General features: G+C 73.0%; 21 protein-coding genes, 1 tRNA gene and 1 pseudogene. 13 read left to right on the top strand and 10 right to left on the bottom strand.

What is annotated here, in order from left to right:
• The first annotated feature begins 9 nt into the window (after positions 1–9).
• Complete coding sequence (locus CK485_RS24655; RefSeq protein WP_109454026.1) at positions 10–2,193, top strand: ATP-binding domain-containing protein; 2,184 nt, start codon at positions 10–12, stop codon at positions 2,191–2,193.
• Between the two features lie 51 nt (positions 2,194–2,244).
• Here the strand turns inward: CK485_RS24655 and CK485_RS24650 are convergent, their stop codons facing one another.
• Entirely contained in the window at positions 2,245–2,907 is a 663-nt protein-coding gene (locus CK485_RS24650) for a hypothetical protein (protein WP_241968569.1), read from the bottom strand.
• A gap of 47 nt (positions 2,908–2,954) precedes the next feature.
• Between CK485_RS24650 and CK485_RS24645 the strand changes: the two genes are divergently transcribed.
• Positions 2,955–3,143 (top strand): DUF5703 family protein, encoded by a 189-nt coding sequence (locus CK485_RS24645; protein WP_109454407.1) that lies wholly within the window; start codon positions 2,955–2,957, stop codon positions 3,141–3,143.
• A gap of 125 nt (positions 3,144–3,268) precedes the next feature.
• Here CK485_RS24645 and CK485_RS24640 read toward each other — a convergent pair whose 3' ends face one another.
• The 3 genes from CK485_RS24640 to CK485_RS24630 all read right to left on the bottom strand — a co-directional run bounded on the left by CK485_RS24640 (position 3,269) and on the right by CK485_RS24630 (position 6,033).
• Positions 3,269–4,072 (bottom strand): chaplin, encoded by an 804-nt coding sequence (locus CK485_RS24640; protein WP_109454025.1) that lies wholly within the window; start codon positions 4,070–4,072, stop codon positions 3,269–3,271.
• Between the two features lie 186 nt (positions 4,073–4,258).
• Positions 4,259–4,492 carry a chaplin ChpH gene (chpH, locus tag CK485_RS24635; protein WP_109454024.1) on the bottom strand — a complete coding sequence of 78 codons (234 nt, stop codon included), beginning with the start codon at positions 4,490–4,492 and terminating at the stop codon, positions 4,259–4,261.
• Positions 4,493–4,707: 215 nt separating this feature from the next.
• On the bottom strand, positions 4,708–6,033 hold the full coding sequence (locus CK485_RS24630; protein WP_109454023.1) for a M20/M25/M40 family metallo-hydrolase: 1,326 nt from the start codon (positions 6,031–6,033) through the stop codon (positions 4,708–4,710).
• Positions 6,034–6,245: 212 nt separating this feature from the next.
• On the opposite strand from CK485_RS24630, the gene CK485_RS24625 reads away from it, so the two are divergent.
• Positions 6,246–6,333: transfer RNA gene (locus CK485_RS24625), tRNA-Leu, on the top strand.
• 55 nt (positions 6,334–6,388) lie between these two features.
• Here the strand turns inward: CK485_RS24625 and CK485_RS24620 are convergent.
• From CK485_RS24620 to CK485_RS24610, 3 genes are all read right to left on the bottom strand, one after another.
• Entirely contained in the window at positions 6,389–6,784 is a 396-nt protein-coding gene (locus CK485_RS24620; RefSeq protein WP_109454022.1) for a DUF2267 domain-containing protein, read from the bottom strand.
• A gap of 102 nt (positions 6,785–6,886) precedes the next feature.
• Positions 6,887–7,309, bottom strand: a complete 423-nt coding sequence (locus CK485_RS24615; protein ID WP_109454406.1) for a DUF2267 domain-containing protein — start codon at positions 7,307–7,309, stop codon at positions 6,887–6,889.
• Positions 7,310–7,413: 104 nt separating this feature from the next.
• Positions 7,414–7,848 (bottom strand): Hsp20/alpha crystallin family protein, encoded by a 435-nt coding sequence (locus tag CK485_RS24610; protein ID WP_109454021.1) that lies wholly within the window; start codon positions 7,846–7,848, stop codon positions 7,414–7,416.
• A gap of 131 nt (positions 7,849–7,979) precedes the next feature.
• Between CK485_RS24610 and CK485_RS24605 the strand changes: the two genes are divergently transcribed.
• From CK485_RS24605 to CK485_RS24590, 3 genes and pseudogenes are all read left to right on the top strand, one after another.
• A complete protein-coding gene (locus CK485_RS24605) occupies positions 7,980–8,681 on the top strand; it encodes a type III effector protein (protein ID WP_109454020.1) in 702 nt (233 codons plus the stop codon).
• Positions 8,682–9,030: 349 nt separating this feature from the next.
• Entirely contained in the window at positions 9,031–10,254 is a 1,224-nt protein-coding gene (locus CK485_RS24600; protein WP_241968568.1) for an MFS transporter, read from the top strand.
• A gap of 153 nt (positions 10,255–10,407) precedes the next feature.
• Positions 10,408–11,199, top strand: a pseudogene (locus CK485_RS24590) (alpha/beta hydrolase).
• Between the two features lie 82 nt (positions 11,200–11,281).
• On the opposite strand, the gene CK485_RS24585 reads toward CK485_RS24590, so the two are convergent.
• Positions 11,282–12,472, bottom strand: a complete 1,191-nt coding sequence (locus tag CK485_RS24585; RefSeq protein ID WP_109454016.1) for a thiolase family protein — start codon at positions 12,470–12,472, stop codon at positions 11,282–11,284.
• A 324-nt stretch (positions 12,473–12,796) separates the two neighbouring features.
• On the opposite strand from CK485_RS24585, the gene CK485_RS24580 reads away from it, so the two are divergent.
• The 3 genes from CK485_RS24580 to CK485_RS24570 all read left to right on the top strand — a co-directional run bounded on the left by CK485_RS24580 (position 12,797) and on the right by CK485_RS24570 (position 16,969).
• The gene (locus CK485_RS24580) at positions 12,797–14,239 is read left to right on the top strand and encodes a family 2B encapsulin nanocompartment shell protein (RefSeq protein ID WP_109454015.1); all 1,443 of its coding nucleotides are present in this window, start codon (positions 12,797–12,799) and stop codon (positions 14,237–14,239) included.
• Positions 14,240–14,448: 209 nt separating this feature from the next.
• Complete coding sequence (locus CK485_RS24575) at positions 14,449–15,510, top strand: family 2 encapsulin nanocompartment cargo protein polyprenyl transferase (RefSeq protein WP_109454014.1); 1,062 nt, start codon at positions 14,449–14,451, stop codon at positions 15,508–15,510.
• A gap of 211 nt (positions 15,511–15,721) precedes the next feature.
• On the top strand, positions 15,722–16,969 hold the full coding sequence (locus tag CK485_RS24570; RefSeq protein WP_241968567.1) for a phosphodiester glycosidase family protein: 1,248 nt from the start codon (positions 15,722–15,724) through the stop codon (positions 16,967–16,969).
• Positions 16,970–17,095: 126 nt separating this feature from the next.
• On the opposite strand, the gene CK485_RS24565 is transcribed toward CK485_RS24570, so the two are convergent.
• Positions 17,096–17,566 (bottom strand): MarR family transcriptional regulator, encoded by a 471-nt coding sequence (locus CK485_RS24565; protein WP_109454012.1) that lies wholly within the window; start codon positions 17,564–17,566, stop codon positions 17,096–17,098.
• Between the two features lie 114 nt (positions 17,567–17,680).
• On the opposite strand from CK485_RS24565, the gene CK485_RS24560 reads away from it, so the two are divergent.
• Positions 17,681–18,076 (top strand): nuclear transport factor 2 family protein, encoded by a 396-nt coding sequence (locus CK485_RS24560; protein WP_109454405.1) that lies wholly within the window; start codon positions 17,681–17,683, stop codon positions 18,074–18,076.
• A gap of 89 nt (positions 18,077–18,165) precedes the next feature.
• Here CK485_RS24560 and CK485_RS24555 read toward each other — a convergent pair whose 3' ends face one another.
• Positions 18,166–19,776, bottom strand: coding sequence for an ABC-F family ATP-binding cassette domain-containing protein (locus tag CK485_RS24555; RefSeq protein ID WP_109454011.1), 1,611 nt, complete (start codon positions 19,774–19,776; stop codon positions 18,166–18,168).
• Positions 19,777–20,168: 392 nt separating this feature from the next.
• On the opposite strand from CK485_RS24555, the gene CK485_RS24550 reads away from it, so the two are divergent.
• The 3 genes from CK485_RS24550 (at position 20,169) to CK485_RS24540 (ending at position 22,128) form a co-directional block, all read left to right on the top strand.
• The gene (locus CK485_RS24550) at positions 20,169–20,855 is read left to right on the top strand and encodes a nitroreductase family protein (RefSeq protein WP_109454010.1); all 687 of its coding nucleotides are present in this window, start codon (positions 20,169–20,171) and stop codon (positions 20,853–20,855) included.
• Between the two features lie 186 nt (positions 20,856–21,041).
• Positions 21,042–21,230 (top strand): antitoxin, encoded by a 189-nt coding sequence (locus tag CK485_RS24545; RefSeq protein WP_109454009.1) that lies wholly within the window; start codon positions 21,042–21,044, stop codon positions 21,228–21,230.
• Between the two features lie 133 nt (positions 21,231–21,363).
• Positions 21,364–22,128 carry an ATP-grasp domain-containing protein gene (locus CK485_RS24540; RefSeq protein WP_109454008.1) on the top strand — a complete coding sequence of 255 codons (765 nt, stop codon included), beginning with the start codon at positions 21,364–21,366 and terminating at the stop codon, positions 22,126–22,128.
• Positions 22,129–22,226: the final 98 nt, after the last annotated feature.

The following is a 22,226-nucleotide window of genomic DNA, read 5'->3' as shown; positions in this document are numbered from 1 at the left end:
GGAAGCACGATGAGCAGCACGGACGGGGCGGACGGGGCACCGGCGGAGCGCACGCCCGGGCGGGCGGAGCCGACCGGACGGCAGTCCGCCGCCGGTGGCGCGGGGGCGCCGGGCGGCTCCCTTGAGCTCGCGCGGCTCGCGGCGGCCGTGAAGGCCATCGAGCGCCGCGAACCGGCCGACGAGTCCCGTGCCGCGTCGGCGCCGCCCCGGCCGCGTGCCGAGGCGCCCGCGTCCGCCCCGGCGGCGCCTCCCGCCGCGGCCCCCGCCGCCGTTCCCGCGCCTTCCGCGCCGCTGCCCCAGGAGCCGCTGGCCGCCGCGCGGGCGGTGCTGGCGCGGGGTGGAGCGCCTCAGACGCTGGCCGGCCCCGCCGTCGAGGCGCTCGGCGAGCGCGCCGGGGAGCTGCTCGCCGAGGACCCCTGGCTGGTGCTCTCCCTCTCGGGGGTGCGGCCCGACCAGGCGGACGGCTTCGCCCGCGTGCTGCTCGGCGACGCCTGCGGCCCCGGTGACGAGCGGCGCGGCCGGGCCGTCACCGGCTGGCTGATGCGCCGCGCCGCGGACGCCGGGCACACCGCGCTGGAATGGTCCGTACTGCTGGAGGCACTGCGCGGGCAGTCGGTGCCGGACGCGGAGGACGCGTTGCGCAGGGCTGTCGAGGAGGGCCAGGTGATGGTCTTCCAGGACGAGCCGGAGGGCGCGGGACGTCCCGCGCCCTCCGGCGACGAGGGGCCGCCGGTCACCGTGCTGCTGGCGCTCGACCGGTACGCGCTGGCCGAGGAGAGCCTCGCGGACGGGCTGGTACGGCTGCTGAACACCTTCGAGGCGGAATCGGGCGAACAGGGCGACGGGGGGCCGCCGTTGGGCGGTGAGGCCGAGGCGGACGCGGCCGGGACGGACGGCTCCGCCGAGGAGGCTGCCGGTGGCGACACCGCGGCGGCCGATGCCGGCACCGGCGCCGAGGACGACGCCGCCGTCCCCGTCGCCGCCCGCGGACGGGCGGACTGGGCCGCGATCGAGGCCGCCGCGCCCTCGCCGTCGGCCGCCGCGCTGGTCCGGGCCGTCGCCGGGAGCGGTCTGGTGGCGCACACCGGCGGCGAGGCGGCCCGCGCCGAGCCGGCCGCCCTGGTCGCTGCGGCCCGCGCCGCCGGGCTGCGCGCCTGGGCGGCGGCGCACACCGAGGGCGGCAGGCGGCGGCTGGCCGCGCTGCTGGGCACCGGGGCCGAGGGCGCCGCGGTCACCGTCGACGGGCTGCTCTCCGGCGCCGAGGGCCCCGGACGCGGCGCGGACGGCGCGCTCGAACTCGACCTGCTGGCCGTGCTCGACGCGCCGCAGCTGGACGTCGAGCGCGCGGCGACGCTGGTCGAGGCGGTGCCGGACGGCGCGCGGCTGGTCCTCAGCGGCGATCCCGCGGTGCTGTGGTCGGCGGGTCCCGGCCGGGCGTTCGCCGACCTGCTGGCGGCGAAGGTGTGCCCGCAGGTCGTCTCGCGCACCCCGGACCCGGGCCCGGTCGGCGACCTGGTGTCGGGCATCGCGATCGGCGAGCTGGAGCCGGTCGAGGCGCCGGGCAGGGAAGTCGTGATCGTCCCGGTGCGCGAGCCGGCCGAGGCGGTGCACCGCACGGTGCAGTTGGTGGCCGATTCCGTGCCCCGGGTCATCGGCGTCCCGGCGGAGCGGACCCAGGTCGTCACCCCCGGCCACGGCGGCCTGGCGGGCACGCGGGCGCTCAACGCGGCGCTCAAGGAACGGCTGAATCCCGGCCCCGGCCGGTTCGCCGGCTTCGACCCCGGAGACCGGGTGGTGTACGTGCAGGGCCCCGGCCTGGCGGTGCCGGGGACCGTGGTCTCGGGTGACGCCGAGGGCCTGCGCCTGGACTGCGAGGGCACGCCGGTCGTGGTGCCGCCGGAGCGGGTGCGCGGCGCGCTGCGGCACGGCTGGGCGGTCACCGCGCACCAGGCGGTGGGCACGTGCTGGCCCGCGGTGGTCGTGGTGCTGCCGGGCGACGCCGCGCCGTCGCTGACCCGCTCCTGGGTCTACACGGCGTTCAGCCGTGCGCAGCGCCACCTGTCCGTCGTCCAGGGTGTCGACCAGGTGCTGGCCCAGGCGGTACGGGAGGTCCCGGCGAAGGAGCGCACGACACGGCTGCGGGCCGTCCTGCGCGAGCAGACGGCGGACGCGGAGGCGGTCGCGCAGGCCTGACGTCGCACCGCGGGGCCCACCGGCACGGTGGGCCCCGCGGGCTTTGCGGGTTCAGTCGTCCGTCGTGGCCCCCGCCGTCCCGGCGCCGCCGCTCGCGGCTTTGGTGGCGCCGTTCCCGTCGTAGTCCTCGTCGCCCTCGTCGTCGAAGACCGCGCTGACGTCGAAGCGGCAGATCACCATGGCGGGGTCGGCCTGGTCGAACGGCGCGGACAGCCACTCCCCCGGCTCCGCGGGTTCCGCGGCCGACACCCACAGCGTGGAGTCGCCCTCCTCCAAACCGAACTCCTTGTGGCGCGCGGCGATCTCGTCCGGTTCGAACTCGCCGAACAGCACGCCGATCCCGGCGCCCACCCCGCCGCCGCCCGCACCGGCCGGGCCGCCGACGCGTTCGGCCTGGGCGAGCAGCCGCTGCGGGTCGGTGACGGCGTAGTCGCGCCGGATCAGCAGGCTGATCGCGTTCGGCTCCCTGGGCCCGGAGTAGGCGGGCAGCGTGTCCGTGGGGATCTCGAAGGGCGTGACCTCGTCATAGGTGTCGTAGAGCAGCTCGTCGTAGGCCTCGGCCGCGGTGGCGAGGTCGTCGAACGCGGCGAAGACGGCCGGGTCGTCGTCGCCGATGCGGTTCTCGATGGCGGCCAGATGGCGGTCGATGGCTGCTTTGACCGCCTCGGCGGCGGCGCGTACCTCGGCAACGGTTGGCTGCGCGGCATCAGACATGAGGCAGACGCTATCCGCACAGGGCGGTTGGCCGCACAATGGATCCGATGCCGGAATACGAGTTTCAAGACGTGTACGTCCCGAGGGGCGTCTCCCGCAACGCCACACGGCGCCTGCTGACCGACCACGCCGAGTACGGGCACTGGGAACTGGAGCGCCTGCGGCTGTATCCGGACGGGAGCCGCAAGGTGCGGCTGCGGCGCCGGATCATCCGCCAGGTCCGCGCCACCTGGTGACCGTGGCGCACAAGGGCAGGGCCGGGGCGGCCGCGAGAACGCGGCTGCCCCGGCCCTGTTCCTGAACGCCATGGCCTGGCGGGTCCGCCCGCTGCCGGGCGGCGGCACGGCCGGCTGTGCGCGGGTCAGCGACCGGCTACGGCGCGTCCCTTGCGGTACAGCGTGACACCGGCGAGCAGGAACGCGGCACCGGCGATGCCCGCGGTCCCGGCCTGGTCGGCACCGGTGTGCGCGAGCACCGGCGGCGTCGTCACGTGCTGCGGCGGGGCGTAGTGCACCGGCTGCGACGGGACGGGCGCGTGGTGCGCCGGCGGCGTGTGGTGCTGGGGGGCCGGCGGCGTGTGGTGCTGCGGCGGCGTCACGTGGTGCGGCGGCGGGCAGTGGTGCGGCGGCGGCTGGTGGCCGTGGTGGTGGTGCTGCGGCGGCGTCACGTGATGCGGCGGCGGGCAGTGGTGCGGCGGAGTGGGCTTGTGCTCGTGGGTGACCGAGACGTTGCCGCAACTGTTGCCGAACGTGGGGTTGAGTGCGCCGACCACGTCGACGGAGTTGCCGCACGCGTTCACCGGGACGTGGACCGGCACCTGCGCGGTGTTGCCCGAGCCGACACCCGGGGAGCCGACGCTGTGGCCGACCGCGCCGGAGCCCGCCGCGGCGTGCCCGGCGCCGTGACCGTGGCCGTGGTGGGCCGAGACGTTGGCGCACTTGTTGCCGAACGCCGGGTTGAGCGCGCCGACCACGTTGACGGTGTTGCCGCAGACGTTGACCGGCACGTGGACCGGCACCTGGACGGTGTTGCCGGACAGGACCCCGGGGGATCCGACCGCGGCTCCGGTCGCGCCCGCGTCCGCGTAGGCGCAGCCGCCGGTGACGGCGAGGACGCCTCCGGTGGCGACAGCGGTGATCAGGCCCTTCTTCGCGACCTGCCTCATGTGTTCCCTGCCTTCTGGTGTATCCGGGTACACGCGGGCGACCGCCCGCGCTGAGCGAGTCCGACGGTGGACTCGTCGTGACCTGGCCCCCGAAGACCACTGGTGTCCCTGGAGACCACTGACGGCCCCGGAGCGCGACAGCGCTCCAGGGCCGGACAGGTCAGACCGCTGGGGTCCGACGCGACGTCACTTGTTGACGCAGGCGTTGCCGAAGGCGGGGTTGAGCAGACCGATGACGTCCACGGTGTTGCCGCAGACGTTGACCGGAATGTGAACCGGGACCTGGATCACGTTGCCGGAGATGACACCGGGGGACTGCACCGCGGCGCCCTGGGCACCGGAGTCGGCGACGGCGATGCCGGCGCCCGCGAGCACCAGGCCGGTGGTGGCAGCCGCGGCGGCGACGACCTTCTTGATCATTGTTCCTCCTCGTTGGCAGTGCGGTCCCAGCCGCGGACCGCACTGACCTAACGAGGTCGCCGGGGGCGGGCAACGAGCGATCGAATCCATTCACCCGTTCCGGCTAAGGCCGCACACGTAACCGAATGATCGGTGCGCGGTCGGAACCCGCCGCGCGAGCTGTCGCCGTGAGCTGACGCCGCGTCAACTCCGGTCAGCGCCCGAGCGGTGGAGGGTCAGCACTGGTCCAGGAACCGGTCGAGAACGCGCACGCCGAACTTGAGCCCGTCGACCGGAACCCGCTCGTCCACGCCGTGGAACATGCCGGCGAAGTCCAGTTCCTCAGGAAGCCGCAGCGGCGCGAAGCCGAAGCAGCGGATGCCCAGGTCGTCGAAGGACTTGGCGTCGGTGCCGCCGGACAGGCAGTACGGCACGGCCCGCGCGATCGGATCCTCGGCCCGCAGCGCCGACTGCATGGCGTCCACCAGGGAGCCGTCGAAGCTGGTCTCCAGCGCCTTGTCGGCGTGCACGTCCTCCCGCTTGACCCGCGGCCCGAGCACCCGGTCGAGGTCGGCGAGGAACTCCTCCTCGAAGCCCGGCAGGAACCGGCCGTCCACATGCGCGACGGCCTGTCCGGGGATGACGTTGACCTTGTACCCGGCGCCCAGCATGGTCGGCTGCGCGGTGTTGCGCAGCGTGGCCCCGATCAGCTTGGCGATGCCGCCGAGCTTGGCGAGCGTGGCGTCCATGTCCTCCGGGTCGAGCGGGGTGCCCAGCGCGTCGGACAACTCGTCCAGGAAGGACCGCACGGTCTTGGTGACGCGCACCGGGAACTTGTGGCGGCCGAGCCGGGCGACCGCCTCGCACAGCTCCGTGATGGCGTTGTCGTCGTTGGTCATCGAGCCGTGGCCCGCGGTGCCGTCCACGGTGAGGCGCATCCAGTGCATGCCCTTCTCCGCGGTCTCCACCAGGTACAGCCGCAACTGCTCGTTGACCGTGAAGGAGAACCCGCCCACCTCTCCGATCGCCTCGGTGACGCCCTCGAACAGGTCGGGGTGCTCGCGCACCAGGTGCTTGGCGCCCCAGACGCCGCCCGCCTCCTCGTCAGCCAGGAACGCCAGCACGATGTCGCGCGGGGGCCTTCGACCGCTGCGCAGCCGGTCACGCACGACGGCCAGCGTCATCGCGTCCATGTCCTTCATGTCGACCGCGCCGCGCCCCCACACGCACTCGTCCGCGATCTCACCGGCGAACGGGTGGTGGGTCCAGTCGTCGGCGTTGGCGGGGACCACGTCCAGGTGGCCGTGGATCAGCAGGGCGGGCCGCGACGGGTCCTCGCCCGCGATGCGCGCGACGGTGGAGGCGCGGCCCTTGTGCGATTCGAAGACCTGCGGTTCGAGCCCGACCTCGGCGAGCTTCTCGGCGACGTACTCGGCCGCCACCCGCTCGCCGGGGCCCGAGTGGTCGCCGTAGTTGCTGGTGTCGATGCGGATCAGGTCGCGGCACAGGTCCACGACCTCGTCCTGTCCGCTGACCGTCGGTACCGGCTTCGACTCGCTCACGTTGCCTCCTCATGACGATCGCCGCGCCCGCGCGGCTCCCTGGCCATCCTCCCTCGCGGCCGCCGTCGCGCCCAAGGCGGCCGCGGGTCGTCACACGCCCGTCACAACCGCGCGGCCGGTGGGCGGACCTGGGGGTTCGTGGTGATCGGGGCCCGGCAATCTTTGCTATGGTTTACCGCGTCGCGCCGGGAGGTACCGGTGGCGGCGACCCGGTCCGGGTGGCGGAATGGCAGACGCGCTAGCTTGAGGTGCTAGTGCCCTTTATCGGGCGTGGGGGTTCAAGTCCCCCCTCGGACACCATGCGAGAAGGACCCCTGCTGAGCGGGGGTCCTTCTCGTTTTCCCGGCGGCGCGGATCAGGCGGCCTGGACGAGTTCGGCGCGGCCGAAGAGGATCGCGTAGCCGCCGGGGAGCTGCCGCAGGATGCGCCCGAGGAGTTCGGGGCCCGCGAGGCGGGCCACCACGCCCAGCACGGAGCCCACGTCCCAGCGGGTGGTGGCGAGGGTGCCGCCGGTGCGGCCGGCCACCTCCTTGACGAACTCCCAGCCCGTCCCCGCCGCCGTCCCGGGGATCTCGGCGGTGAGGACCGCGGCCGCCTGACGGGGCAGGCGGGCGGCGAGTTCGAAGCGCTCCTCGCCCGTCAGTCTCCGCCCGAGACCGGCCAGGACGGCCACGACGGCGTCCTCGGCACGTTCACGAGTGGGGTACGCGCCGTCGTAGCGGACGCGCTCCAGCATCTGCGCGTACGACATGACGGGGACGGACGTGGGGGGCGTGGTGGGTTCCGCCTGGGGAAGCATCGCGGGAGTGACGCCTTTCTCGGGTACGTGGTCGTGGAGTTGGGGTCGCGCGGGCTAGTCGCGGGCGGCGGCCTCCTCGGCCGGGTCGTGCTGCGGGCGGCCGAAGAGCAGGTCGTAGCCGGGTGGGAGTTGGAGCAGCATGCGGCGGGTGAGGTCCTCGCCGGCGGCGTCGGCGGCCACGCTGAGCACGGCGCCCACGTCCCAGGCGGCGGTCCGCTCGGTTGCCCCCTCGATCCAGGCCGCGGTCGCCCGCACGAACCGCTCCGGCGAGAGGGGCTCGGCCGCCTGCAACGGGTTAAGCAGGATCAGCGCGAAGGACTCCGGCAGCCGGGCGGCCAGTTCACTGCGCACGTCGCCGACCAGGTGGGCGCCGAGCAGCGCCAGCACGGTGCGGGCGGCCCGGTCCGCCTCGGAGCGCGTCGGGTACTCGCCGCGCTCGCGCACCTGTTCCAGGAAGCTCTCCCATCGCATGGCCATGACGTCCACCTGCCTCGATGTCGCGGGGCGAACGGCCGGGCCGGCGGGCCGAGGCGGGGGCGCGCGCACGCCGGCGCGCCGGACTCCGCCGCCCGCCGGGGCCCTCAGCCGCTGATCTGCTTCTTCTCGTCCGCCGCGCTGACGGCGATCTTGCGCGGCTTGGCGCGTTCGGCGATCGGGATCCGCAGAGTGAGCACGCCCGCGTCGTAGGCCGCCTCGATGTGCTCCGTGTCGAGGCTGTCGGCCAGCATCACCTGACGGGAGAAGACGCCCAGCGGCCGCTCGGACAGCTCCATCTGGACCTCCTTGCCCCTGTCGGCCGGACGGCGCTCCGCCTTGACGGTGAGCATGTTCCGCTCGACGTCGATGTCGATCGCGTCGGGGTGCACGCCCGGCAGGTCGAAGGCGATCACGTAGCGGTCGCCCTCGCGGTAGGCGTCCATCGGCATGGCCGACGGTCGCGACCAGGTGCCGTTCGCGCCCAGGAGCTGCTGGGTGAGCCGGTCCAGCTCGCGGAAGGGGTCGGTGCGCATCAACATCGGGAAACACCTCCGTCGTCGCTCAGGCAGTTGGTGCCAATGCGCTTCACCTGCTCTTCCTTGTAGCATGTCGTCCAAACGATGACAAGTGGTGATGTCATCGTGAGGGTGACAGCGACGGAGGTGCGTGCATGACCGCGAACGACCACCCCTCCCCGGGCGCCGCTCCGTCCCTCCCGGCCGCGGCGGCCGCGCTCGAGGCCATCGACGAGGCCGTCCGTACCGCCAGGACCACCGGGACCGCCGCGGCCCGGTCGCGTCGGGACCACTGCGCACCGGAGCCGGACCGCCAGGACCGGGTGGCCGACCGTGCCGAGGCGCTGGCCGCACTGCTGCTGCTGCGCCAGTTGCGCGAGCAGCTCGCCGACTGGGAGCCGGGCCTGATCGAGACGGCCCGTCAGGCCGGGGCGAGTTGGGCCGACCTGGCCGCGCCGCTGGGGGTCGCCAGCCGCCAGGCGGCAGAACGGCGTTACCTGCGGCTGCGCCCCGGCGCGCCGGGCACCACCGGCGAGCAGCGCGTGCGGGCCACCCGGGACCGCCGTGCCGCCGACCGTACGGTCGCCACCTGGGCCCGCGGCAACGCGGCCGACCTGCGGCAGCTGGCCGGGCAGATCGCCGGTCTCGCCGACCCGCCGCCCGGCGCCCACGCGCTGATCGCCCGGCTCGCCGTGGCACTGGCCGAGGACGACCCCGCGCTCCTGGTCTCCCCCCTCGCCGAAGCACCACCGCACCTGAGGGCGACCCACCCGCAGCTGGCGACCCGCGTCGACTCGCTCGTCCGGCAGACCGACCGGCTGCGCCGAGAGAACGCCGAGCGACGCCGCTTTCCGTGATCCGCGACAATGCGCCGCACACCCTTCGCCTGCCTAACTACCTTATTACGACGCGGAGTTGGGGATTCCCCCGGGCGTCACACCAGGGCAAATCCGCCCGGCCGCCGGGGGTGGGAACGGGCTGGAGGCGGCGAGCGTGCAGCCACCTGAACAGGGATGATTCGGACAGACCACTCGCCCCGACATTCGGAGATTCCGCCCTAAATACCTACACAAGCGGCAATTCAGGCACAGTAAATATGGCAATTGTAGCTGGAAAGTGTCGCAATTCCAGCCGGATGGAAATTCGACACGTTTCCGGACCTACTCTGCCGATATGGGAACACTCAAATCTCTGCGTAGCTTTCCCATGTCCGTACGACTGCTGCTGATCAACCAGTTCACCGTTGATTTCGGCTTCTACCTGTTGATCCCCTACCTCGCGACGCACCTCGGCAGAGACCTCGGGATGTCCACCGCCCTGGTCGGGGTGGTGCTGGGAGTGCGCAACCTGTGCTCGCAGTCCCTGTTCGTGCTCGGCGGCAGCGCCGCGGACCGGCTGGGGGCACACCGCGTGATCCCCTGCGGCTGCGTGCTGCGCACCGTGGGCTTCGGGCTCTTCGCCTTCGGCGAGGGGACGTGGGTGGTGCTCGTCGCCTCGGCGCTGAGCGGCCTGTCCGCCGCGCTGTTCTACCCGTCGGCCCGCGCCTACCTGGCCGTCGAGGCACGGGAGCGCAGCGCGGAGGCGTTCGGGCTGCTCAACATCTTCGAGACCGCCGGAGGCCTGCTCGGGCTGGTCCTGGGCAGCCTGCTGTTCCTGGTGAACTTCAAGGCCTGCGCGCTCGCCGCCACCTCGCTGTTCGCCGTGCTGACGGTGGCCCAGATGTTCGCGCTGCCCGCCCACAAGGTGTCCCCGTCGCGCGCGGGGGTGCTGGCCGACTGGCGCGAGGCGTTCGGCAACCGGAGCTTCATGGCCTTCGCCGCCACCATGGTGGGCATGGCGACCCTCCAGAACCAGATGTACCTGCTGATGCCGGAGGGAGCCCGCCGGGCGTCCGGCTGGGACGGGGCGAGTGGGCTGCCCCCCACCCTCGGCACCATCGCCAACCTGGTCTTCCAACTGCGCATCACCCGTTTCGTCCAGGCCCGCGGCGGCCCGGCGCGCTGGGTCGGTCCCGGACTCGCCCTGATGGGGCTCGGGTTCGTGCCGCCCGCGCTGGTGGCGGACCTCAGGGATCCGCCGGACGCCTCCGCCGCCGTGCTGCGCACGCTGCCGCTGGCCGCCGGGGTCTGCCTGATGTACCTCGGCCTGATGGTGGCGCAGCCGGCCGTGATGGAGCTGATCCCCCGGTTCGGTCGTGAGGAGCTGACGGGCACGTACTTCGGTCTCTTCTACGTCTTCTCCGGCGCCGCGTGCGCGGGCGGGAACTTCGTGATCGGCTGGGCCATGGACATAGGCCGGCACAGCGGGCACGAGTGGCTGCCCTGGGCGTGCTGCGTGGCGTTCGGGCTGACGTCGGCCGTCGGGACGCTCTGCCTGCGGTCGCTGCGGGCTCTGCCGGGCGAGCCGGAAGGCGCGTTGTCGGCGGCGTGACGGTGCCGGTTTTCGCTGTTCAACAGGCTGGCGTGAGGCTGGTGTCGGGGACGAAGGTCGGCGGTCGGGACCGCACGGGGATGTCCGGGTGGCGTCCGGCATACTGCGCCCGACGCGGGAGCGACCCGTGCGGGGCGTGAGGTGGAGGCCGGGATGCGGCAGGTGGCCGAGTCGGCGGGTGGCGTGCGCATCGCGTACGAGAAGGACGGGAGCGGCGGCGGCCCGGCGCTGGTCCTCGTGCACGGCTGGTGCTGCGACCGGTCCTTCTTCGCCCCGCAGCACGAGCACTTCGCCGAGGAGCGCGCCGTCGTCTCGCTCGACCTGCGCGGGCACGGCGGCAGCGACCGCCCCGACCCCGGCGTCCCAGGGAGCTAGGGCGTCACCGCCTTCGCCGACGACGTGCGCGCGGTGGTCCGGGACGCCGGACTGCGCCGCCCCGTCGTCGTCGGCCACAGCCTGGGCGGCCTGGTCGCGCTGGCCTGCGCGGCGTTCCCCGACGAAGTGGCGGCAGCGGTCCTGGTCGATCCCGCGCCGCTGGCGAGGGAGGCGGCCAAGGCCCGGTTCGCGCGGTCGGTCGCCGAGGTCGCCGCGGACCACGACGGCTCCTGGCGCCGCGGCTTCGCCGTCCGGCGGATGCTGGCCACCGACACCGTGCGCCGCGAGGAGACGATCGCGGGCGCGGCCGTGGTGCCGGCGGCGGTCGCGGCGGAGGGGATGCGGGCGATGGCTCAGTTCGACGGCGCGGGGGCGCTCGCCCGGGCGGCGGTCCCCCTGCTGGCGATCACGGCGGACGAGCCGGAGCCCGCGCTCCGCGAGCACCGGGGTGTCGCGCTGGGCCGTACGGTCGGGGCCGGCCACTTCGTCCAGCTGGAGGTGCCCGACCAGGTCAACGCGATGCTGGACCGCTTCCTGCGGGTCGTGCTGCCGAGCGGCGCGGGGGCCTGAGGACGCGCAGGCGTACGCAGGCCTGAGGACGCGCAGGCGTGCGGGCGCCGCGTCACCGCGCGCCGCGTCACCGCGCGGCGGGTCACCGCTCCAGGACCAGCGCCAGCCCCTGGCCCACGCCGATGCACAGCGCGGCCAGTCCGGTGCCCGAGCCCGCCGCCGCGAGCTGGTGGGCGACCGCGCCCGCGAGCCGGGCGCCGGACGCGCCCAGCGGATGGCCGATGGCGATGGCTCCGCCGCGCGGGTTGACCACCGCCGGGTCGAGGTCGGGCCACTCGGCGAGGCACCCCAACGCCTGGGCGGCGAACGCCTCGTTGAGCTCGAAGGTGGTCAGGTCGCCGAAGTCCCGGCCCGCCCTGGCCAGCGCCTTGCGCACCGCCTCGACCGGCCCCAGGCCGAAGAACTGCGGCTCGATGCCGGTCACCGCGCAGGCGCCGATCCGGGCGAGCGGCTCGCGTCCGGTCGCGCGCAGCCCCTCCTCGTCACAGAGCAGCAACGCGGCGGCGCCGTCGTTGAGCGGCGAGGAGTTGCCCGCGGTGACCGTGCCGCCGTCGCGGAAGGCGGGCTTGAGGCGCCCGAGTGCCTCCATGGAGGTGTTGTCCCGCACCGTCTCGTCACGGGGCAGCTCGACCCCCTCGTACGGCACCACCTCGGCGTCGTACGCGCCGTCCTTCCAGGCTCTGGCGGCCTTCTCGTGGCTGGCGAGGGCGAAGGCGTCCTGCGCCTCGCGGGTGATGCCGTGCCGGTCGGCGACGAGTTCGGCGCCCTCGCCGAGCGCCACCGTCCACTCCTTCGGCATCAGCGGGTTGGTCATGCGCCAGCCGAGCGTGGTGGAGAACATCTGCTGGTGACCGGCCGGGAAGGCGCGTTCGGGCTTGGGGAGCACCCAGGGGGCGCGCGACATCGACTCGACGCCGCCGGCCACCACGACCGAGGCGTCGCCGACCGCGACCGCGCGGGCGGCCTGGATGACGGCCTCGAGACCGGATCCGCACAGCCGGTTGACGGTCACGCCGGGCACGCCGGCCGGCAGGCCGGCCAGGAGCGCGGCCATCCGGGCCACGTCGCGGTTCTCCTCGCCCGCGCCGTTGGCATTGCCCATGACGACGTCGTCGACGCGCGCCGGGTCCAGGTCGGGCGAGCGGCCGACGAGGGCCCGTACGACGTGCGCCGCGAGGTCGTCCGGCCGCACCGACGACAGCGCGCCGCCGTACTTCCCCACGGGGGTCCGGACGGCGTCCACGACGTAGACGTCACGCATCGGGTCGTTCATCAGCGTCCTCGGTGATGGATTTCCTGGGGGTCTTCCGACCGGATGTTCGCGCGGTGAACCCTCGTTCACCCCTCCCGATCGCCCCGAGTCTCCTGCCGCTTCGCTCCGCCTGTCAACGCCCGCCCGGCGCACCCGGCGCGGTACCGGGGGAATTGCGCGCCGTCGTGCGCGCTCTCCGCGCGCGCCGCTCGCGCGTGCGAGATCCCGCCATTCGTTCCATACCACTATCCGATGGATCGATTCACCTGTCCGTGTGATGACAGTGCCCGGTGATCACCGCCACCATTGATCCGCAGGCCACACGAATCAGGGGAGGGACCTTCGATGTCGGTCGATGCAGGCCTTGGCGTGGAATCAAACGGGGATTCCGGAGAAGCGCGTACGCAGAACGGCCAGGCCCAATTGAGCCTGAGCACCGCGGCCGCGCGGAATCTGGCGACCACGACCAAGTCCGCACCGCAGATGCAGGGCATTACGTCGCGCTGGTTGCTGCGTATTCTGCCATGGGTCCAAGTTGCGGGTGGCACGTACCGGGTCAACCGGCGGCTGACCTATACGGTCGGCGACGGCCGGGTCGACTTCATCCAGACCGGGGCCGAGGTCCGGGTCATTCCCGAAGAGCTGGGTGAGCTGGCGCTGTTGCGCGACTTCGGCGACGTCGAGGTGCTGCGCGCGCTGGCCGGCCGTTTCACCCAGCGGGAGTTCGAGCCGGGCCAGGTCATCGTGGAGGCGGGCACCCCCGCCAACCACGTCTTCCTGATCGTCCACGGCAAGATCGACAAACTCGGCGAGGGCAAGTACGGCGAACCGGCCGCGCTGGGCGTGCTGGCGGACGGGGACCACTTCGGCGACCGTTCCCTGGGCGACGAGGACGGCACCTGGGAGTTCACCGCCAAGGCGAAGACGGCGGTGACGGTGATGTCGCTGTCCAGGGAGGAGTTCGCCGCGGTCGCCGCGCAGTCCGAGGCGCTGCGCGAGCGGGTCGCCGAGTACCTGTCGGGCTCGGGCCCGGCGCGCAACAAGCACGGTGAGGCGGAGATCGCGCTCTCCTCGGGACACGAGGGCGAAGCCCTGCTGCCCGGCACGTTCGTGGACTACGAACTCTCGCCGCGCGAGTACGAGCTGAGCGTCGCCCAGACCGTGCTGCGGGTGCACAGCAGGGTCGCCGACCTCTACAACCAGCCGATGAACCAGGTCGAGCACCAGTTGCGGCTCACGGTGGAGGCGCTGCGCGAGCGCCAGGAACACGACATGATCAACCACCGCGAGTTCGGCCTGCTGCACAACGCGGAGTACAGCCAGCGCATCCACGCCCGGTCCGGCCCGCCGACCCCGGACGACCTGGACGAGCTGATCAGCCGCCGCCGCAACACGCAGTACCTGCTCGCCCACCCGCGCACCATCGCGGCGTTCGGCCGGGAGTGCAACAAGCGCGGTCTCTACCCGGGCAACGTGGACTTCCACGGAAACGCCGTGCCGTCCTGGCGGGGAATTCCCTTCCTCCCCTGCAACAAGATCCCGGTCAACGGCGGAAACACCAGTTCCATCATCGCGCTGCGAGTCGGTGAGGACAACCAGGGTGTCATCGGACTCCACCAGACCGGAATCCCGGACGAGTTCGAGCCCAGCCTCTCAGTGCGATTCATGGGAATCAACGAGAAGGCGATCATCTCCTATCTGGTGACCGCCTACTACTCGGCGGCCATTCTGGTTCCCGACGCGATCGGCGTCCTGGAGAATGTCGAAGTCTCCCTCTCCCACGACTGACATTCCCTGAAAGGGCGTTGAGCGTAAGGCAGGGCGCGCGTCACGGGACGGACGCGAAGACGCGGAATCCCGATGACCGCGCCCTGCCGAACGCTTGCCCTCGCACACCAGGTGCCGCCACCGTGAGCGGCGGTGACCTCACCCGCTTCCCCCCTCGTTCACTTCGCGCAGCCTGACCAAGTCCTCACTGAAGCCGAGGTGCGTCAACCATGGGAATCTCCACGCTCGACCGCGAAGGCATCGATCGCGACGGCCACGAGGCGGCGGCCGTGCTCGCTCGCGCCAGGCAGTCGGTGAACCCGGTGCTGAGGTCGGCGGTGGCATCACTGCCCGGCTCCATGCGTCGGATCGCCGGCTACCACTTCGGCTGGCTCGACAGCGACGGCGCACCGGCGAGCGGCGACTCCGGCAAGGCGATACGTCCCGCGCTGGTCCTCGCCGCCGCCCAGGCCCTCGGGGGCCCGCACGCGGCGCAGGGCGCCGTACGGGCCGCGGCGGCGGTGGAGTTGGTACACAACTTCACCCTGCTCCACGACGACGTCATCGACCGCGACCCGACGCGGCGGCACCGCCCCACCGCCTGGTCGGTCTTCGGCGGCGCCGACGCCATCCTCGCCGGTGACGCCATGCAGGCCCTCGCCCTGCGCGTACTGGCGGAGGACGAGCACCCGGCGGCGGCGCGGGCGGCGTCCCGACTGGCGGCCTGCGTCATCGAACTGTGCGACGGCCAGCACGCGGACTGCGACTTCGAGCACCGCGATGACGTCTCGCTGAGCGAGTGCCTGGCGATGGCGGAGGCCAAGACAGGCGCGCTGCTGGGCTGCGCCTGCGCCGTCGGAGCCCTCTACGCGCAGGCACCGGCGGACGCGGTGGAGGCGATGGACGCCTTCGGCCGGCAGGTCGGGCTGGCGTTCCAGCTCATCGACGACCTGATCGGCATCTGGGGCGACCCGCAGGTGACGGGCAAACCGGTGGGCGCGGACCTGGCGGCCCGCAAGAAGTCCCTGCCGGTGGTCGCCGCCCTGCGTTCCGGCACCCCCGCCGGAGCGGAACTCGCCCGGATCTACGGAGCGGACGAGCCCCTGACCGCCGCCGACCTGCACAGTGCGGCGGAGTCGATCGACCGCGCGGGGGGCCGGGACTGGGCTCAGATGCAGGCCTGCGACCGCATGGCGGGCGCGATCGGCCACCTGTCCGGCGCGATCCCGGACGGCGTGCGGGCCGGCGAGCTGCTGGCCCTGGCGGAACTGGTGACCCGCCGCAGCCACTGACCGCGATCCGGCCGGGCCCAGGCGCCGACCTGGGCCCGGCCGTCGCGTTGCCCGCCAACGTGGGGAATTCCCCCGATCGACCGCGTCGGTCCCCCTTTCGTTTGCCGCCACCGTGATGGCATGCACATGCGCACCCGGTGAACGGGGGCATGGCGGAGCGGAGTGCCATCACACAGCGGGACGACATCAACCGGAGATCACAGGAGGGCTCGTGACGAACCGTTCGTTCCATGGCCGCCGGTCGCGGTCGCGCCTCGCGGTGGCCGTACTGGGCGCCTGCGCGGTACTGCTGGCGGGAAGTGCGGCCCAGGGCGCGTCCGCCGCCGACCGGGTCCGGGTGACCCGGCACACCACCCTCGCCCCGGGGGTGACGTACGAGGAGTTCTCGGCCCAGGAGGCGGGCGGCACGGCGCGCGGGTACGTCCTTGTCGCCGACCTGACGAACCACCACGTCTCCGCCGACCTGCTCACCCCCGGCACGGTGGCGAGACCAGAGGCCGTCTCCGATCTGGCCGACTCGCAGGGCGCGGTCGGTGGCGTCAACGCGGACTTCTTCGACAACAGCGAGACGCAGCACCCCGGTGTCGAGCCCACGAGTGCGGCCGTGGGCCCGGCCATCGGGCGGGGGGTCATGTACAAGGCGGCGGTGCCGGACGGTCAGCGCTTCGGCCCGGCGATGCCACCGGGTGACTCGACTCGCGACGTGATCGGGGTGGGCGAGGACCGGGTGGCACGGCTGGACCGGCTCACTCTGTCCGGTTCGGTGTCCGCCGCCGGCCGCACGATCGCGTTGCGCGGGCTCAACCAGTACGCGCTGCCGGTCGGCGGGGTCGGCGCGTACACCTCGCTGTGGGGTTCGGCCTCCCGCGAGCGGGCGGTCTGCGGCACGGACACGGAACGCGGCGCGGGGTGCACGAACGAGACGTACGAGGTGACGGTACGCCAGGGAAGGGTGGTGTCGGTCTCCGACTCCCCCGGCTCCGGGACCATCGCGCGGGGCACGGTGGAACTGGTGGGGCGCGAGGGCGGGGCGACGGCGCTGCGGGCGCTGCGCGTCGGGGAACGGGTGACGGTCAGCGACCGGCTGACCGGGGCCGGTGGGTCGCCGCTGCGGTTCGCGGTCGGCGGATTCCCGTTGCTGCGTGATGGCACGCCGCTGTCCGGACTCGACAACAGGACGACCGCGATCCGCACCAGCGCGGGGTTCGCCTCGGGCGGCCACCGCTTCTACCTGATGGCCCTGGACGGCGGATCGGGGCACGGGATCGGCCTGACGGTCGCCGAACTGGCCTCGCTCATGCGGGCCCTGGGCGCGTCGTCGGCGGTGGATCTGGACGGCGGCGGCTCGTCCACGCTGGTGGCCAGGCAACCGCACGCGGCGGAGGTCACCGTGGTCAACCACCCGTCGGACGGCGCGGAGCGCCCGGTGCCGGAGGGAATCGGGATCTTCTCCCGCTAGATGCGGCGGCGCCGCCCTGAGCGTCCGAGCCTCGGGCGGAGCCTGCGGGCGTCCGGCCTCAGTCCTGAGCCCTGCCGGCGCCCAGGTCTCAGGCCGGACGCCCAACGCCCTTGCCGCACACAGCCGTTACCGCGATCCGCCGTCCTGGTCCGTCGCGCGGAACGGTCCTCGCGTCACGAACTCGCGCAGTTGCCGGGCGAAGACCGCCACGTCCTGCGGCTCCCAGTCGCTGAGGGCCGCGTTGATGTGGCGGGCGAGACGTTCGCGCAGGACGGCCACGACCTCCTCCCCCTGCGGGGTGAGTACCAGCAGCGACGCACGTGCGTCACCGGGATCGGGCTCCCGGCGCACCAGGCCGGCCTCTTCCAGGCGGGTCGCGCGCCGGGTCACGCCCGAGCGGTCGAGGCCGACCTCCGGCGCCAGGTCCGCCGCGCTGCTCGGGCCGGACCTGGCCAGGCCGCTGAGCACCGGGTACGTCAGTTCGTCCACTCCTTCCCCCAGTCCTTCGGTCAGCCCCTGGTAGAGGCGTGCCCGCGTGGTGCGCTTGAGCAGTACGCCCAGCGCTTCGGCGATCTCGTGTCCCGCGTCGTTCTCCACCCCTCCAGATTAGCGTGCGCGACGCACGCAGCGTGGTGTACGGTGTGACCACAGCGTGCGTCGCGCACGAAAATCGCGAGGAGCGGCGCCATGAAGAACACGAGAGGTTTCGCCATGTCCCGTCACACCGCCATAGCCCCCGCCCTGACCGACCTGCTCTTCAACCGCGAACTGAGCGTCGAGGAGGCCGTCGACCGTCACTTCTCCCCCGAGTACCGCCAGCGCACCGACGGCGCCTGGGCGAACCGCGCGGAGTTCGCCGCGCACATCGCGCACCTGCGGGAGCTGATCGCCGAGGGCGAGGTCGAGGTGCACGACGAACTCGCCGACGGCGACCGCTACGCCGACCGGCACACCGTCCGGGTGGTCAAGAAGGACGGCTCCGTGGTCCGCACCGAGGTGTACGTCTTCGCCCGCCTCGCCGCGGACGGCCGCTTCCTCACCATCGAGGAGACCACCCTCATGCTGGAGGGCTCGGAGGCCGACCGCGACCTGGGCAGCGCGCGCTGACCCGTGCGCGCGCAGCGGACCGCCCCCGCGCGGGCGGTCACGCGCGGGGGCGGAACGGCCGCCGGGCCCGCACGGGGTGCCGCCGGCGCTCACATCGGGTCCCCCTCGGTCAGTTCGCCGTCCATCCGCACCCAGCGGGTGATGCCCAGGCCCCGCAGGAACGGCAGGTCGTGGCTGGCCACGATCAGCGCCCCGGGATACGAGGCCAGGGCCTCGGTGAGCCTGCGGACGCCGGCGAGGTCGAGGTTGTTCGTCGGCTCGTCCAGCAGCAGCAGTTGAGGTGCGGGGTCGGCGAGCATCAGCGCGGCGAGGGTTGCCCGGAAGCGTTCGCCGCCGGACAGGGTGCCGGCCAACTGGTTGGCACGCTCACCCCGGAACAGGAACCGCGCCAGCCGGGCCCTGATCTCGTTCTCGCCGGCTCCCGGGGCGAACCGCGCCACGTTCTGCGCGATGGTCAGCCCGTCGTCGAGCACGTCCAGCCGCTGCGGCAGGTAGCGCACGGGGACGTGGGCGACCGCCTCGCCCTCCAGCGGCGCCAGTTCACCGACGAGCGTGCGCAGCAGCGTGGTCTTGCCCGCGCCGTTGCGGCCGGTCAGCGCGATCCGCTCGGGGCCGTGGACCTGGAACCGCCCGGCCCGGCCGCCGTGGGCGAGGCGCAGGTCGCGCAGGGTGAGCACGGCACGGCCCCGCGGCACGTCCGCCTGGGGCAGGTCCACGCGAATCTCGGCGTCGTCGCGGACCGCGGCTGCCGCCTCGTCGACGCGTTCCCTGGCCTCCTGCACCTTCTCCTGGTGCATGATGCGGTGCTTGCCCGCGGAGACCTGGGCCTGGCGCTTGCGTTCTCCCATCACCACCTTGGGTTCGCGCTTGGTGTCGTACATCTTCTGCCCGTAGCGCACGCGCCGGGCCAACTTCACGTGCGCGTCGGCCAGTTCGCGCCGCTGGCGTTGCAGATCGCCCTCGGCGGCCCGCAGGGTGCGTTCCGCCGCCTCCTGTTCGACGGCGAGGGCGTGTTCGTACGCGGTGAAGTTGCCTCCGTACCAGTGGACGCGTCCTTCTCTCAGGTCGCCGATCTGGTCGACGTGTTCGAGCAGTTCACGGTCGTGGCTGACCACCACCAGTACCCCTCGCCAGGAGGCGACCGCGTCGTGGAGCCGGGCGCGGGCGCGCAGGTCGAGGTTGTTGGTGGGCTCGTCCAGCAGCAGCACGTCCGGGCGGGCCAGCAGCAGCGCGGCGAGCCGCAGCAGCACCGACTCGCCGCCGGAGACCTCGCCGACCGTGCGGTCGAGGTCGAGCCCGCCGAGACCGAGCTGGTCGAGGGTGGCGCGGGCGCGCTCCTCGACGTCCCAGTCGTCGCCGACGACGGTGAAGTGCTCCTCGCCGGGGTCGCCGTTCTCGATGGCGTGCAGTGCGGCGCGGACGCGATCGATACCGAGGGCTTCGTCGACGCGTGCGGTGGTCTCCAGGGTGAGGTCCTGCGGCAGGTAGCCGACCTCGCCGCGCACCCGCACGGTGCCGCGGGACGGCGTGAGGTCTCCGGCGATGAGCCTCAACAGGGTCGACTTTCCCGACCCGTTGAGGCCTACCAGGCCGGTGCGGCCCGGGCCGACGGCGAGCTGGAAGCCGTCGAACACGGTGGTTCCGTCGGGCCAGGCGAACGACAGGCCGGCGGTGGCGATGGACGCTGCGGGTTGGGTCATACGGGGCTCCCGGTCGGTTCACGGCGATGGGGTTGACGTGTGCCGACACCGTGGGAGGCGGGTACGAGCGGCGGGGACGGGGCGTCCCGGGCGCGCAGTGGTCTCAGCAGGCCCGCGCAGGGCGTCCCGGGCAGGCCGGGAACATGGTCGCCGAGAGGCGGTTCGTCGCCGAGGTCGTACACGCCGCGGATCGCGTGGCGAGGCACGCGATCATCGCACGGTGTCGTGGGGACCTCAGACGAGCAACGGCCTTCTCCGATCGGGCGACATCAGGACCACGTACGACGGTACGGAACGGGGCGTGCCGCCGCAACGGAAATAACGCGGTGCGCCGCCCTCCTGGCCGGTCGTGCGGTCTTTTGGGCGTGGGCGGGGTGTGCTGTCCTGGCGGCATGGCCGATGACACGACGCACGCGGTTCCCGGCGGGCGCCCGTACCCGACCGTGCCGCTTCGCCCGATGGTGGTGTCCGCTGACGACGCCGTCGCGCGAGCCAGGGCTTTCCACGAGGTGATGGCCCGGCGCCGCACGGTGCGGGACTTCTCCCCCGAACCGGTGCCGGACGGTGTGCTGGAGTGGGCGGTGCGCACCGCCGCGACCGCGCCGAGCGGCGCCAACGTCCAGCCGTGGCGTTTCGTCGCGGTCACCGACCCGGAACGCAAACGGCGCCTGCGGGAGGCGGCCGAGGCGGAGGAACGCGAGTTCTACGGCCGCCGCGCTTCGCGGGAGTGGCTCGACGCACTTGCGCCGCTGGGCACCGACTGGCACAAGCCGTTCCTGGAACGGGCGCCCGTGGTGGTCGTGGTGTTCGAAGTGCACAAGGGCCCCGACTCGCCGCGCCCGTACTACACCAAGGAGTCGGTCGGCATCGCGGTCGGGCTGCTGCTGGCGTCGCTGCACCAGGCGGGCCTGGCGACCCTCACGCACACGCCGAGTCCCATGCGCTTCCTCAACGAGATCTGCGACCGCCCACCGCAGGAGCGCGCGTCGTACGTGATCCCGGTGGGCTACCCGGCACCCGGAGCCCGAGTGCCGGACATCCAGCGCAAGGAGCTGAACGAGGTCCTGATCAGGCTGTGAGGCGGGGCGTGCCCCCTCCCGGCGGCCGGTGGATCGTGGTCGCGGAGCACCAGTTCACCGTCCACCTGCTGCATCACGAGGCCGGGTACGGCTGCCTCCACGCCACGGGCGGCGCGGGTTTCAGTCGTGGCACATCGGCAAGGCGATCCAACGCAAGACCGCACGCACCACCGTGAGGAGGCTGCAATGGGCAAGCTCGGAGATCTGGCCAACAAGGCCAAGGAGATGGCCTCGAGCCACCCCGACCAGGCGGACAAGGGCGTGGAGCGGGCTGAGCGGTTCGCGGACGAGCGCACCGACGACCGCTTCGACGCCCAGACCGACAAGGCCGCCGACGCGATCCGCCGCACCTACGGCGGCGCCGACGAGAACTAGCGACCCGTCCGCGTGACCCTGTCCTGGGTCGGGCCGCCGGCACACCGTGTCGGCGGCCTTCGCACACCCGCCACTGGTGCCCGGCCGCAAGTGCGGTGGGCCGACCGCTGGGCGTGAGCGATGATCCGTGCCTGTGACCCTCCTTCTGCCACCCCGCCTCACCGCCTCCGCCCGGGCTCTGCGTGACGCGGCTCGTCGTCGCGGTCTGCCGACCGTGCAACTGCCCACGTTTGCCGTACCGGCCGGTCTGCGTGCCGAGCATCTCCACGCCGGGCCCGGTTTCGCGGACCTCGTGGCACCCGTACTCGACATCGCCCTGCTGGAGGCTCCGCAGGACTGGCTCGCCCGTCTGCCCCGGGAGTACACCGGGCGCGAGATCACCTTCGGGCCGATCCACGAGGCCTACAGCCTGCGGCGGCCCGCCTTCGTCAAGTCTCCCAACGACAAGGGGATACCGGCACGGATCTACACCGACGGGTCACGGCTGCCCGGCCCGGACGCCGTGGACCCGTCCACACCCGTACTGGTCAGCGACCTGGTGGAGTTCACCACCGAGTACCGGCTCTACCTGCTCAACGGGTCGGTTCACACCGGCAGCCGTTACGCGGAGCAGGGGCGTCTCAGTCCTGGGCCGTTGAGCAAGGAGGCGGCCGCCTTCGGAGCGGGGTTGCTCGACGGGTGCAGCGGCACGTTGCCCTCCGCCATCGTCGTGGACGTGGGCACGGCGTCCGGGAGCTGGTCGGTGATCGAAGCCAACGCCGCCTGGGCCAGCGGCATGTATCTGGCCGACCCCCAGCGGGCCCTGGACGTCGTACTCCAGGCCGCGGGGCCGGCAGAAGCCGTCGCACCCCGCGATCGCCGGTTCCTCCGCGTTCCCGGCCCGCTCGCGAAGGGATGACGATCCGCACGGTCTGCCTGGCGGTCGGATCTCCGGTGAGGGCACACGCGGCCGCCCCGGGGGGACGGATCCGGCCGCCTGCGGGGGTTGTCCCCCGC

The organism is Streptomyces sp. ICBB 8177 (genome assembly GCF_003144095.1).
Classification (GTDB): domain Bacteria; phylum Actinomycetota; class Actinomycetes; order Streptomycetales; family Streptomycetaceae; genus Streptantibioticus_D.
This window is presented reverse-complemented; position numbering and strand designations above follow the sequence as displayed.